Here is a 12789-nt window from a genome sequence, read left to right as displayed (position 1 = left end):
GTTGACTTTTAACTTTTGACTTCAATTATGGTTCAAACTAATTTCAAAACTGCTAATCAATTGTTGCGGGAGGGCAAGCTCGATGATGCTGTGGCTGCTTACCGTGAGGCGATCGCTCTTAATCCTGATTTTTCCCATGCTCATCATAATTTGGGGGAGGCTTTGGTTAAGGTGGGGCAGATAGAAGAGGCGATCGCTGCTTTTGGTCAGGCTGTGGCCATAAATCCTCAAGCTTCCTGGTCTCTCTACAAGTTGGGGGTTTTGTTACAGGGTAAAGGTCAGTTTCAGGAGGCTATGAGTTATTTTCGTCAGGCGGTGGACCAGAAGACCGATGTGCCGGAGTTTTATCTTGGTTTGGGAGCAGTGTTGGTGAAGTTGGGGCAATGGTCGGAGGCAGAACAGTGTCTTGACAAAGTGGTAAATATGTTGTATGCAAATGCAGGGAAGTTCGGTGGCACGTCCTTACAGACAAAGGCTTATTATTATTTGGGGGCGGCTAAGTCTGGGCAGCAGCAATGGTCTGAGGCGGTGGAGTTTTATCGTCGGAGTTGGGAGATGAGTCCCGGTGGGATTGATTGTTGTTTGGGTTTGGCTGAGGCTTTGGGTAAGTTGGAACAATGGTCGGAGGCGGTGGAATTTTATCGTCAGGCGGTGGTTTTGTCTGGGGAGTCTGGTGAGGTTTTGTTTGGTTTGGGTCAGGCTTTGGGGCAGTTGGGTAGATGGGAGGAGGCCGTTGTTGAGTATGGACGGGCGATTAGTTTGGGTTTTGTTGGGGCCGAGGTGAGGCATCATTTGGGTTATGCTTTGGGGCAGTTGGGTAGGTGGGAGGAGGCTGTTGTTGAGTATAGGTTGGTGGTGGAGGTTAGTCCGAAGTCTGCTGTGGTTAGGCATCAGTTGGGGTATGGGTTGATGCGGTTGGGTAGGTGGCTGGAGGCGGAAGTTGAGTTGCGGAAGGCGGTTGAGTTGCATCCGGGGTCTGGTGTGGTTTGGCAGCAGTTGGGGGATGTTTTAAGGGAGTTGGGGGAGAAGGATGAGGCTGTTAAGGTTTATAAGAAAGCATTTAAGTTGACGGCGGAGGCGGAGACAAAAAATGATTCCTCTTCAATCAAAAAAAGAGACTCTGAAAAAAGAGAAGCAACAAACTCAAAAATTAGTGTTGTAGGCACAGAGTCGCAAGTATCTACCTGTAAAAATCTTCTTAGGCCGATTAATTTTTCTGCGAAAAGTTTAGGGGTAAGGCTATGGGGCGGTTACTCAAGATACACACTTCCTGCACTTGAAGAAATCACACATAACCCAACTGCATCAAAAAGAGAACGCAGTGAAGCAGCTTGGGAGTTAGTTAAGTGGTATTATCTAGAAGCTAATTATGAGCGATGTTTAGAGAATATTGAGCTAATTAAAATATTTCAGAAAAAGCCAGAGCAAAAGATTTTGCTTGTGGAGGTTCAATGTTTGATCCAGCTTGATCGCATTGTGCTAGCTGATGAGCGTTTAAACTTCGCTATCAAAGAACGAGGAGAGAGAGCAGATTTTTTACTTTTAAAAGGAAACACCCAACGTTTGATTTGTTTAGCAGAAGGAAAAGAATCTGAAGCCTCTTATTTGCAGTTAGCTTATATTAATAAGGTATACGAAAAAGTTGGAATTGCACCGCTTAAATTAAAAGATGCTAGTTTGCCACTACACATTTCTAATATTACTGCAAGTGCTAAAGCAAAAATAACCCAACAGAAAAGCAAAGTATCTGTTATTATGCCTGCCTACAATGCAGAAAAAACCATACACATTGCTCTTGAAAGTTTACTAGCACAAACATGGAAAAATATCGAAATTATTGTTATCAATGATTGTAGTAATGATAATACCTGTGGAGTAGTAACTGAATATCTTAAACAGGACGATCGGGTTAAGCTAATCACTAAAGAGATCAATGAAGGTGCATACCCAACACGAAACCGTGGATTAGAAGTTGCCACAGGTGAATTAATTATGGTGCATGATAGTGATGACTGGTCACACCCACAGAAAATTGAGTATCAGATCGATGTCATGAAATCCAAAAACTCTTGTATTGCTGTGATGTCTTATTGGTTGCGAGTCGATGAAAATATCATGGTAGTTGGAAAATGGAAACCAGGTCCTAACCTTTTTGACCTGAACTTTTCATCTCTGATGTTCAGAAGAGAGATACTAGGTAAACTCGGAGGCTGGAATAGTGTCAGGGTTAGCGGTGATGCAGAGTTTAGAACTAGATTAACTAAATTTTATGGTTCAAATGCAATTTACAACATACCAAAAGAAACAATGCTTTCTTTCGGTCTTTCCAGGCAAAATTCCCTAACCAGAGCGAAAGCTACTCATGTCAAGACAATAGACTTTGGAGTAAGATGGCATTATCGAGATGCTTATGAGTATTGGCACTCTCAGCCAGAATTTCAAGTATCACCAAAGCCTTCTGCTGTCGGCGGGCAGTTTCCTTTACCTCTAGGTAATCATATCAAAAAGTCAGAACTTCACTGCTATGATTTGATTGTAATATCAGATTTTGCCCTAAAAGGTGGAGCTTTTGTATCTACTCTCAACTATATTGTTGCAGCTTGTAGACTAGGAATGAAGGTAGCAGTGGTACATTGGCGAAAATATGAGTTGAAACCACAAAAACTTAACTATCGCTTTTATGATGTTTGCGTAGAATATGGGGTAGACATACTAACTCCCGGAGATCGGGTAGATGCAAATTTTGTGCTGTTTGGCTATCCAGCCATCATTCAGCATAAGCCAGATGCTTTGCCTTACATAAATACTACAAAATTAATTGTGATCATTAACCAATTTGCTGCACGTTTAGTTGATGGTTCCGACTCTCAGTACGATCCACATATTGTCAGGGCAAATCTCAAGAGTATTTTCGGGCAAGAGGGCTTCTGGATACCGATTTCATCATGGGTGAAACGACTAATGAATGAAGATAAACGTTATCCAAACCCTTACCCAAATCCTTGGTATCCGATGATAGATGTTGAGCAATGGTGTAGACAAACACTTCGCTGGCGTGGCCAAGAAAGAAAAACTCCAGTAGTTGGTCGCCATGGACGGGATGCCTACACTAAATGGCCAGAAGAGTTAACTGCTTTGAAGAAAGCTTATGGTGTAAATCTGCCTTGGGAAGTTAGGTTGTTAGGGGGTGCGACAATTCCAATTGATTTAATTGGGGAACAACCTCAAAACTGGCAAGTAATACCTTTTGATAGCATAAGTGTGCAAGAGTTTCTAGAAGATTTGGACTTCTTCATTCATTATCCCCATAATAATTATATAGAGAAGTTTGGTCGTGCAATTATGGAAGCTATGGCAGTGGGTATTCCTGTAATTCTACCTTATCAGTTTAAAGAAACTTTTGGGGATTCAGTATTATATGCAAATCCAGAAGATGTAAATTCTAGAGTACAGGAGTTGTGGTCAAACGAAAGTAAATATCTAGATCGTGCTAAAGTAGGTCGAGAATTTGTGAGGCAAAACTGTGATTTGACTAAGTTTTCAGACCGCCTGAATGTCCTGGAAACCTATGGAAAAATTGATAAATTAGCAGTAAGGTAATAGTTGTTATTTCCAGAGTTTGTTTTTATAGTTGTACATATTGAGGTATTCAAGAATTACAGATGACACATTTTGATAATGTCACAAAGACGTTTGGCAGTTTGAAATATATGAAAGAGGATCGAGCCTCTTTCCTACGCGACTTTATGACAAAGCATGAGGTTGAAAATGTCCTGGAGTTAGGCTTTTTCCAGGGTAAGAGTAGCGCCTATTTTGCAGCCATAATGGAAGACAGAGGATTCGGTCACCTGACAACAATTGATATGCGCTACGCAGTTAAGCGCAAACCTTCAATCAATGAAGTTTTGGAAAAGCTAGGTCTTTCTCATCGTGTCGATCCTATCTACGCACATCGCTCTTATCTCTGGGAACTGGGAAAAATGCTCCAGCAAACACCCCGACCACAGTTTGACCTTTGCTATCTAGATGGTGGCCATACTTGGGATGTAACTGGCTATGGTTTTGTACTTGTTGATATGTTGCTAAAGCCGGGTGGTTGGATTATCTTTGATGACCTCGAATGGACGGTATCTAAGTCCCTTCGTGGTAAGCCGATTTCCGAAAGCCCCTGGAAGCGTTACTCTCAGGATGAGCAAGATGCAAAAGGTGTTCGTATGGTATGGGAAATGATTGTTCCTCATTTGGGCTATGTGAATAAATTTGAAGAACCTAGCTTTGCTTGGGGTATAGCTCAGAAACCTGATAGGAAATAATACTACTCCTAAATTGTATGGCAAATATTAAATTTGAGGTTTTAAAGATGAGAGCTAGTGACTTCAGACAAGGTAATCAGTTTTTGCGAAGCAATAAATTTGAAGAAGCAGTTACTGCTTATCATAGGGCGATCGCTGATAATCCAACTTTTCACTGGTCTTATCATAAGTTAGGAGAAGCATTAGAGCGTTTAGGATGCTTGGAAGAATCTGTTAGAGCATATCGCAACGCCGTGGAGTTAAAACCAGATTTGGCTGGGTCTTATGTTGATTTACGACGGGTTTTGAGGCTATTAGGATGGGAAGAAGAAGCAATCAAAGTGGAAACAAAGATGGTTGAGGTTCAAGAGAAGTTTCCCCAGATAGACTTGCTATTAGAGCCATCTGTTGATTCTCAGAGTAAAGGAAGTAAGGGTATATCAATAAATCTTCAAGATGAAATAACGAACCAAAAATCATCATATTGGTCTAAACGAGAAAAACATATTTATATTTTTGCAATTAGGCAAATTATTCACAAGCTTGGCAGCGGTGCAGGTTCAATTATAGATGTAGGTTCTAATGGGTGTCCTTATCTCGATTGGTTTACATGGATTCCGGAACGCTACTCCATAGACTTGCGGAAACCTTACAAAGCTCCCGGTATTGTGGCTGTGACAACAGACTTTTTGAAGTATAGTCCAGAAAAACGTTTCGATTTGTTGACGTGCCTTCAGGTAATTGAACACGTCCCAAATGCTGAAGCTTTCTGCCATAAATTACTAGAAACTGCGCGCCTGTTAGTGGTTTCTGTGCCCTACAAATGGCCAAAAGGTCAAACAAAAAGTCATATACACGATCCGGTAGATCTAGAAAAAATGAATAGTTGGTTTGGACGAGAGCCTAACTACCAAAATATTATACAAGAAGTAGAGTCTCCATGTCGTCGTCTTATATGTATCTACCACACAGAATCAAATAAAAAATGGGATAGAGTGAGGACTGTTTTTAAATAAACTAAACAGTGAGAGGAAATTCAATACATTCAGTTGCTAACAACAATCGACTTTAATTCAGCAATAGCAATACCTGACTCTCCTGCAATAGAATACAGAATGTAATGTTTATTATCTTCTTGATAAATCGCAGGATCTCTCAACTGCCGAACTTTTCCTTTAGCTGCTCCCTTTTGTGAAGGTTCAATTGCAAAACTTATCCCTTCATAATCTTCTTCAGGTTCTAAAACAGGAATAGGTGGAGATGGTGCCCAAGATTTCCAGTCCTGCTTTAAATCCACATAACTCATTAATATAGATTCGGGTGCATCCCCAATACGAGAATAAAACACCATCAAATTATCTCCCTTCAACAATACAGCAGTGTGTCGAAGGTTAGGAATAAACTCTGGTCCTCTTTCAAAAGCAGTTATCCCATCCTTTGACCGCAGTAAAACACCACCAATATTTTTGTTCTTAGCGATCGCATAATACCACCCACCATACTTAAACACCCTGAAATAAAATGGTCCTAAAACTGACGAGGATGGAGTAAAGTTCAAGCCATCTTTGGATGTTGCTAAAAAAGTTACCTGACCATGGGAGGGATGAACGCCATGAAAGTACATCCTAATTTCACGGGTTTTATCATCTACATGAACGTCTGGAGAAGCAATATGATTTTGGCATACAGTTTGATTTAACTTTAACGTTCCTGACTGGTAAACCGTCCATGAATCTTGAATATTATTAGAATATGCTAAACGAATGTACTTACCCTGATGATGAGCAAAGTAAAGATAATAGTTACCCAAAGGATTTTCAATCCAATCTGGAACCCGAATCAGTGATGGACCATTAATATTAGAACCAACTTCACCTTTTAAACCAGCCATATCTGGATATAAAATTGGATTATTTTGGCAGCGTACTGCTTGAATTTTCAGATTAATAGTATTCATAAATAAATATATGTTTCTAATATCAAGGGTTAGATCAAATTAAAAGTAAACTCACCAATTATCATCTTCAACATAGCCAAACTCTAATAAATACTTTTGCGCCTTTTTCTTAAAAATAACTTTTTCTCCCTCTGTCATTTCTTCCTTCCATCGACCACGACCATCAAACAAAGGCTGATTAATTTGCCAATTACGATATTGTTTGTGTTCTGTAATGCTATTAATTTTCTCAGGTTTAATAATTTCTGAACTGTACCAACGCCTTTCAGTCTGATGAAATTTCAAAATTTTATCATCATATTTTTCGTCTAGAAAATGTAAAATATTTCTCAAAGTAGCTTCAGGATTAGTTACTAAATCCTCATACTTAACAACTTTAACTCTAGGGTCATCCCAATAAAGTAATCCAGCTAAATTATCATAAATCCATCGGTCTAAGCGTTCCCAAAATTTATCATAGCCCGAATCTGGTCTATCCTTTAGAGAACAAACAACATCTCTCCCATCTCTTAACATCAGAATAAACCGACTTTGAGGGCGAATTTTAAGAAACTTTCCAATTTGAAAAATATGGGGAGGAGTTTTTTCAACCCAACGACTTTTTCCTGCTGCCAAGCATTCTTCATCCCAATTTTGCATTGTTTCTTCAATTTTCCTGAGATTGTGCAGAAATATTGCACTTTCATAAGGTATTGGATAAAAAGAAGGATGACTACCCAACAAAGCTAACATTATTGAAGTTCCACTATGCCCACAACCAACCACAAATACTGGATTTTTAACTTTAATCTCCTCAGAATTATTAGGCTTAATTGTATCATAGTATTTTTTCAAAGCGACTGGATTCAATTTAACTGCTGTTCGATAATATTTTACAGATAGACTCCAACGGTTTACTGCTTCTGCTAAATTCAGATAATACTCGGCTGAATTAGGATTAAGAAATACAGCTTTTTCAAAATTATTAACTGCCCATTTCCGCTCTCCCATTTCTAGAAGTAACTTTCCCCGTTTGTTATAAATTTCAAAATATTGATAAGGACTATCTTCAATAATCTTTTTATAAAGATTTGCAGCCTCTTTAATTTCACCTCTTTGCTCTAAAATAATAGCAAATTTTAAAGCATTCCAAAGTTCTGATTTTTTGATTTTTTTCTGGGAAAAATAATTGCTATTTAATCCTTTTGTATATAAATTTAATTTCTCTAGATTTGTATGAGTTTTTATAAGTGTATCGAAATAAATTAAAGCTTGATTGAATTTATTTTGTTTGCCGAAAGCTTCAGATAACTGGTAATAGAAAAAAGCTGTACCAGAACTAATTTCGAGAGCTTGGTTAAAGCAAGCTACGGCTTCATCAAAGTAATTTTGTTGAGCTAAAGCATCGCCTAAATTAGAATGTAACCAAGCAAAATTAGGATTAATTTCAATAGCCTGATGATAAAGAGCGATCGCCTCATCCAACCTCCCCGCTCTCTTCAACTGATTAGCCTGCTTCAAAAACTGACCAGCACTCATAGCTTTATTACCCATAAAAACCAAAATCTCAATCTAAATATATAATATTATCAGATTCAAAATCTACAAAAATTATTTCCCAACTTTATCATTAATTTACTACAATTTGAAAAGGCTATATAGTAAATCTCCCAACCGTAACTCCCGCTAATGCTGAGAAACCCGGTTTGGACTAATGCTGAGAAACCCGGTTTCTTCAAGAAACCGGGTTTCTTATGACTACTCCTCAAAAGTTAAATGCTGAATTGACTTCTCGCTAATTGTCGCATCTTCGACAAAAGAACGATATTGCTCTGTGCTGTCGAAAAGCGATCGCATCTCATCCAACTTCAGCAAGTTCCCCTGACGCAACTTGATATATTCTTGGTAACTAGAAAATTCCCAATCTTCTGCATTCTCCACTAAGTTAGCGCGAACTGGGTTGAGATGAATGTATCGAGTTAGAGTTAATAAATATTCGTCGCTATCAACTCGAATCCCATTAAAACGCCCTTGAAACAGCGAACCATCTCTTTGATAACGCTTATTAATAGCTTTAGTATAAGCTAGGGAAAACCCCTGCATCAACTTAGAAAAATCTTCCGTTTGCAAAAAAACCAACAAATGATAGTGGTTTGGCATCAAACAGTAAGCAATAACATCCACACCCTGAGAAACTAAGCGAGCTTGTAACTGACGCAAAAAATAAAGATAGTTTTCCCGTTCTAAAAATATAAGCTGACGGTTATTACCCCGATTGTAAACATGGTAATAATTACCAGCTTCAAGAATAACTTTACGGCGTGGCATAGCGATCGCTCTAGTTTAACAGCGAGATTATAACAAAAAAGCAATTTTTCTGTCAAGACATCCTCCCCCGCCAGAGAAACCCGGTTTCTCAAAGAAACCGGGTTTCTTATTGTACGCCTCATCCCACCTCCCCGCTCTCTTCAACTGATTAGCCTGCTTCAACAATTGGCCTGCATTCATACCCTCATTACCCATAAAAACCCAACCATAAATCTACTCAAAAATATTATCCTACCCCAAAAATTCCCGTTTCATCTAAGTCAAAGAAACTTTCTTATTTCAGGAATAGAAAATAGGGCATAGTCTTTAACTTCCATTATTTTTAATTTACTAAAATTTGAAAATGCTATATGATAGAAAGTTAATAGAAAAAATTCGCTCTGAAGCATTTTTAACTATGAATAAATCAACTAGTACTATTTGATAACGCCTCTCAAAAGACTCAATTAATTTCAATATTTGTTCCTCATTAAAACCTACCTTTCGCTTCAGAATCGAACAAACTTCATGAATCACTTGGGTACTAATAACAATCCCTTCCACATCAGTAATACTATTAGCAATCATTCGCTTTCTAGCATCTTCTTTTGGGTCTTTATCTTGCCCACTTAGAAAACAATAAAGCCAGATATTAGAATCAACAAAAACCTGTTTAATTGTATTATTCATCAAGAGCGATCGTGGAGTTCTTCCCTATTTAACTTCAGCCAATTTCTAACCCTAATAGGATTAGCCTTTAACTCATCAATAAAATCTCCCTGACGTGGAATACTTTTGAGGGACTTATCTTCCTCCCCGTCACTTTCATTATTGGGAATCAGAGTTACCAGCACCTGGGTTCCCTCTACTAACTCTGATGGTTCCAACAATTCGATTTTCCCTTGTTTAACTTTACCCCAAAACGTCTTTAACATCTTTAATTTTAATAATGTCCAAGTTTAGTTATTTTTACTAATGGATAATTAATAATTTGAGATAGTTTTCATTATCAATTGTAACACCACAAGAGATAATTAGTAGCTTTTAGTAAGGAATAGCAAGAGAGCAACATATTACCCGCTCTAACCTCCCCTCTCTCTTCAACTTATTAGCCTGCTTCAACAATTGTCCAGCACTCATATTCTCATTACCCATAACAACCCAACCACAAATCCACTCAATAATATTATCTTATTTCTGAAAGAAAAAGACCATCTAATTATCATCAACTTATTCCATCACAAATCAACAGGAATAATCAAATCTATAGCTTCATTTCTATGTTTTCGATAAATCCGAAAATCACTATCCAGCGTTAAAATAAAACTACAGGTTAACAGCTACGAGTTACTGATAACTAACTGATAACTGAAGTGACATTGGTACATTTTGATAGCGCTTCATTAACACTTCAATTTATGCCATTTCATTTGTTAAAAAAAAAGGAATTGTTATCTGCTTTGTCCGTAACAAAGAAAAAATCATATCCACAACTCCATAAGTGCTTTTGAGCAAAAAGTAAGACTCAACAATTACCGAAATATTGTGGTTTAAAGCCTCCCCTTTTAAGGGGATAATAAATAAAAATTTTCATCTCTTTGTCAATCCTCTTCTTTTCAAGGAGAGGTAATTCTAAATTCTTAATTCTAAATTCTTAATTCTTGAAAGCTTCACAAGTTAATAAAGGAGGATTAATTTTGCTTAACTCAATTTTCGCCCATTCGTGAAATCTCTCGCCTTTGTTCAAGTAAGCAACTAAAACACCTGTATCTATAATTATTTTCTGACTCATTATTTACCAATATCTTCCAAATACTTTTTATTAGTTGACAAGTCACCAGGGCAAAAATCAAGAGCGCCTGCCATTTCTTTAGTTGCTTCATAGAAAGAAACTTGTTTTTCCTCTTCCTTGTCCGATGAATTTCCCGAATTACTCCAATGATTTTGACTAAGCAAAAAATCTAGAAAATCCTTGATGCTTTGCCGTTGTGTTAATGAAAGTTGATGAAACTTTTCTAGCATAATTTTATCTGTATCGCTGATTTGATTCATAGCAATAATCTCCTATAATCTCAGATTATTATAATAACAAATCAATTAATTATTTGCAATATTATCCAGGGCATTTTACAGGATTTTATCGCCTTATCTAACCTCTCCTTCCTATTCAACCTATTAGCCTGCTTCAACAACTGTCCAGCACTCATACCCTCATTACCCATAACAACCCAACCATAAATATACTCAAAAATATTATTTTACCCCCAAAATTCCTTTTTCATCTAAGTCAAAGAAACTCTTACCTGCAAAAAAGTTAAAAATTCAACAACACAATCTAATTCTAGCCATAAAATTTCAGCTAAAATTAATAATAATAGGATTTTCATCATTAAACTTAACTCTCAGTCATTTAGTTGGCAGTAGGGGAGCAGGGGAGTAGGGGAGATTAAAGTCTTGAAGAAATTATAGAAATTATCAAAAACAGGAAATTAAACTAATGACAACAAGCAAAATTCATTTGTGGACAGTAGCAGAGTATCATCAAATGATAGATTGTGGTATTCTGACACCAGAATCCCACGTTGAACTATTAGAAGGTCGTATCATCAAAATAAATCCCCAAGGTGCTCCTCATGCTGCAACAACTCAACGGACATCAGATTATTTAAAATCTCAATTAACTCAGCAAGCTCATATTAGGATGCAGTTACCAGTTACATTATCAAATTCTGAACCAGAACCGGATATTGCAGTAGTTCATATCGATCCCAAAGCTTATGGCGTTCGCCACCCTAGTCCACAGGAAATATTCTTTTTAATTGAAATTTCCGATACTACCTTGAGAATAGATCGACAAGAAAAAAAACTTATCTATGCTGGAGCAAATATTCCTGAATATTGGGTTTTAGATGTAGTCCAACGCCAAGCTTATATATATCGTCATCCTACACCAGGAGGTTATCAATCTGAAACTGTTTTGTCCGATAGTGAAGTAATTAATCCCTTGAATTTTCCATCAGTTTCCTTATCCTTTACAGAAATGTTTTTGCCTTGATATCCTGCTATTAATTCTAGTCTTAAATACTATTTACAGCAGTTTTCTAGTTGATGAGGTACAAAGTTTTATTGCTCTAGGTAACAGGCAACAGGCAACAGGCAACAGGGAATATAGGAATAAATAGTCTTATAGCTGTACCTCACTATCCTCAAAAGTGCTGCAAATAGTTATAAAAGAGCTAAACTATACCATATATTGTACCATGAACAATACCAGTTCCTGAAATATAACCATGAAATTTATCAGCCCCAAAACCGACTTTGCCTTTAAAAAGATATTTGGTTCTATTCACAGTCAAAACATCCTGATTAGCTTTCTCAATGCCATCGTTTATAACAATCAAAATATCATTCAATCTCTCAAAATAATTAACCCCTATAACCCTGGAGTTACTAACACTATGAAAGAGACTTATTTTGATGTAAAAGCACTTTTGGATAATGGTTCTACTGTCATTATTGAAATGCAAGTATTGAACGTAGAATATTTTGAAAAACGCGTAATTTATAATTTAGCTAAAGCTTATGGAAATCAATTAGATGCAGGGCAAGGTTATATGATGCTGCAACCTTTTATAGCTTTAACAATCGCCGACTTTGTTTTATTTGAAAAGATAGATAAAATGATTACTAAATTCAGATTTAAAGAAGATACAGAATTGTTTAACTACCAAGATGAATTAACATTAATGTTTGTAGAATTACCCAAATTTAATAAAGAATTATCAGCGTTAGAAACCTTAAGCGATAAATGGATATATTTTATTAAATCGGCTCCAAGTTTAGAAGTAATACCAGAATCATTAGAATCAGTATCAGAAATAGAAGCAGCATTAAATATAGCTAATCGAGCCAATTTAAACAATGCAGAATTAGAAGAATTAGAGCAACAGGAAAAATTGATTAGAGATAAGAAAGGACAAATTAGTTTAGCCAGAAAAGAAGGAATTGGAATATTAGTTAAACGTCAAATTCGTCGCAAGTTTGGCGAAATAGCTCCAGAAGTTCAGACTCAGATAGAGCAATTATCTTTGGAAAAATTAGATATTTTAGGTGATGAAATTTTTGATTTAGCAACAATAGCAGACTTGGAAAACTGGCTAGATAATAATGGATAATTGATCATGGATAATTGATCATGAAAAAGTTTTAAATCTCTAGTTTTCTATCTAACTCTCTAAAAAGGGGAACGGGCAA

12 protein-coding genes are annotated in these 12789 nt (G+C 36.9%); 5 read left to right on the top strand and 7 right to left on the bottom strand.

What is annotated here, in order from left to right; all coding sequences use genetic code 11:
- The first annotated feature begins 27 nt into the window (after nt 1–27).
- The 3 genes from F6K18_RS14770 (at nt 28) to F6K18_RS14760 (ending at nt 5308) form a co-directional block, all read left to right on the top strand.
- A complete protein-coding gene (locus F6K18_RS14770; RefSeq protein ID WP_287521854.1) occupies nt 28–3600 on the top strand; it encodes a tetratricopeptide repeat protein in 3573 nt (1190 codons plus the stop codon).
- A gap of 62 nt (nt 3601–3662) precedes the next feature.
- Nucleotides 3663–4313, top strand: coding sequence for a class I SAM-dependent methyltransferase (locus F6K18_RS14765; protein ID WP_353735083.1), 651 nt, complete (start codon nt 3663–3665; stop codon nt 4311–4313).
- Between the two features lie 17 nt (nt 4314–4330).
- Nucleotides 4331–5308, top strand: coding sequence for a tetratricopeptide repeat protein (locus F6K18_RS14760; RefSeq protein WP_287521853.1), 978 nt, complete (start codon nt 4331–4333; stop codon nt 5306–5308).
- Nucleotides 5309–5337: 29 nt separating this feature from the next.
- Here the strand turns inward: F6K18_RS14760 and F6K18_RS14755 are convergent, their stop codons facing one another.
- The 7 genes from F6K18_RS14755 to F6K18_RS14725 form a co-directional block, all read right to left on the bottom strand.
- Nucleotides 5338–6249, bottom strand: coding sequence for a hypothetical protein (locus tag F6K18_RS14755; RefSeq protein WP_287521851.1), 912 nt, complete (start codon nt 6247–6249; stop codon nt 5338–5340).
- Between the two features lie 51 nt (nt 6250–6300).
- Nucleotides 6301–7782 carry a tetratricopeptide repeat-containing sulfotransferase family protein gene (locus F6K18_RS14750; protein WP_287521849.1) on the bottom strand — a complete coding sequence of 494 codons (1482 nt, stop codon included), beginning with the start codon at nt 7780–7782 and terminating at the stop codon, nt 6301–6303.
- 204 nt (nt 7783–7986) lie between these two features.
- The gene (locus F6K18_RS14745) at nt 7987–8556 is read right to left on the bottom strand and encodes a transposase (protein ID WP_287521848.1); all 570 of its coding nucleotides are present in this window, start codon (nt 8554–8556) and stop codon (nt 7987–7989) included.
- 330 nt (nt 8557–8886) lie between these two features.
- Complete coding sequence (locus tag F6K18_RS14740; RefSeq protein WP_287521846.1) at nt 8887–9225, bottom strand: PIN domain-containing protein; 339 nt, start codon at nt 9223–9225, stop codon at nt 8887–8889.
- Entirely contained in the window at nt 9225–9470 is a 246-nt protein-coding gene (locus F6K18_RS14735) for a hypothetical protein (protein WP_287521845.1), read from the bottom strand. Before F6K18_RS14735 ends, F6K18_RS14740 begins: the two co-directional genes overlap by 1 nt.
- Before the next feature lie 719 nt (nt 9471–10189).
- The gene (locus F6K18_RS14730) at nt 10190–10327 is read right to left on the bottom strand and encodes a PIN domain nuclease (RefSeq protein ID WP_287521843.1); all 138 of its coding nucleotides are present in this window, start codon (nt 10325–10327) and stop codon (nt 10190–10192) included.
- Entirely contained in the window at nt 10327–10587 is a 261-nt protein-coding gene (locus F6K18_RS14725) for a hypothetical protein (protein WP_287521842.1), read from the bottom strand. Before F6K18_RS14725 ends, F6K18_RS14730 begins: the two co-directional genes overlap by 1 nt.
- A gap of 445 nt (nt 10588–11032) precedes the next feature.
- Here F6K18_RS14725 and F6K18_RS14720 point away from each other — a divergent pair, with 445 nt between their 5' ends.
- Entirely contained in the window at nt 11033–11590 is a 558-nt protein-coding gene (locus tag F6K18_RS14720) for a Uma2 family endonuclease (RefSeq protein WP_287521840.1), read from the top strand.
- A 235-nt stretch (nt 11591–11825) separates the two neighbouring features.
- Complete coding sequence (locus F6K18_RS14715) at nt 11826–12710, top strand: Rpn family recombination-promoting nuclease/putative transposase (protein ID WP_287521838.1); 885 nt, start codon at nt 11826–11828, stop codon at nt 12708–12710.
- The last annotated feature ends 79 nt before the right edge of the window (nt 12711–12789 follow it).

Source organism: Okeania sp. SIO2C2 (assembly GCF_010692625.1).
In the GTDB taxonomy this organism is placed as follows: domain Bacteria; phylum Cyanobacteriota; class Cyanobacteriia; order Cyanobacteriales; family Microcoleaceae; genus Okeania; species Okeania hirsuta.
The sequence above is the reverse complement of the archived record's forward strand: the minus strand, read 5'-3'. Positions and strand labels throughout refer to the sequence as shown.

Coding starts and splice junctions, on each gene's coding strand:
- F6K18_RS14770 (WP_287521854.1), top strand. CDS start 28: ATGGTTCAAACTAATTTCAAAACTGCTAATCAATTGTTGCGGGAGGGC.
- F6K18_RS14740 (WP_287521846.1), bottom strand. CDS start 9,225: ATGAATAATACAATTAAACAGGTTTTTGTTGATTCTAATATCTGGCTT.
- F6K18_RS14750 (WP_287521849.1), bottom strand. CDS start 7,782: ATGGGTAATAAAGCTATGAGTGCTGGTCAGTTTTTGAAGCAGGCTAAT.
- F6K18_RS14760 (WP_287521853.1), top strand. CDS start 4,331: ATGGCAAATATTAAATTTGAGGTTTTAAAGATGAGAGCTAGTGACTTC.
- F6K18_RS14730 (WP_287521843.1), bottom strand. CDS start 10,327: ATGAGTCAGAAAATAATTATAGATACAGGTGTTTTAGTTGCTTACTTG.
- F6K18_RS14720 (WP_287521840.1), top strand. CDS start 11,033: ATGACAACAAGCAAAATTCATTTGTGGACAGTAGCAGAGTATCATCAA.
- F6K18_RS14765 (WP_353735083.1), top strand. CDS start 3,663: ATGACACATTTTGATAATGTCACAAAGACGTTTGGCAGTTTGAAATAT.
- F6K18_RS14755 (WP_287521851.1), bottom strand. CDS start 6,249: ATGAATACTATTAATCTGAAAATTCAAGCAGTACGCTGCCAAAATAAT.
- F6K18_RS14715 (WP_287521838.1), top strand. CDS start 11,826: ATGAAATTTATCAGCCCCAAAACCGACTTTGCCTTTAAAAAGATATTT.
- F6K18_RS14725 (WP_287521842.1), bottom strand. CDS start 10,587: ATGAATCAAATCAGCGATACAGATAAAATTATGCTAGAAAAGTTTCAT.
- F6K18_RS14745 (WP_287521848.1), bottom strand. CDS start 8,556: ATGCCACGCCGTAAAGTTATTCTTGAAGCTGGTAATTATTACCATGTT.
- F6K18_RS14735 (WP_287521845.1), bottom strand. CDS start 9,470: ATGTTAAAGACGTTTTGGGGTAAAGTTAAACAAGGGAAAATCGAATTG.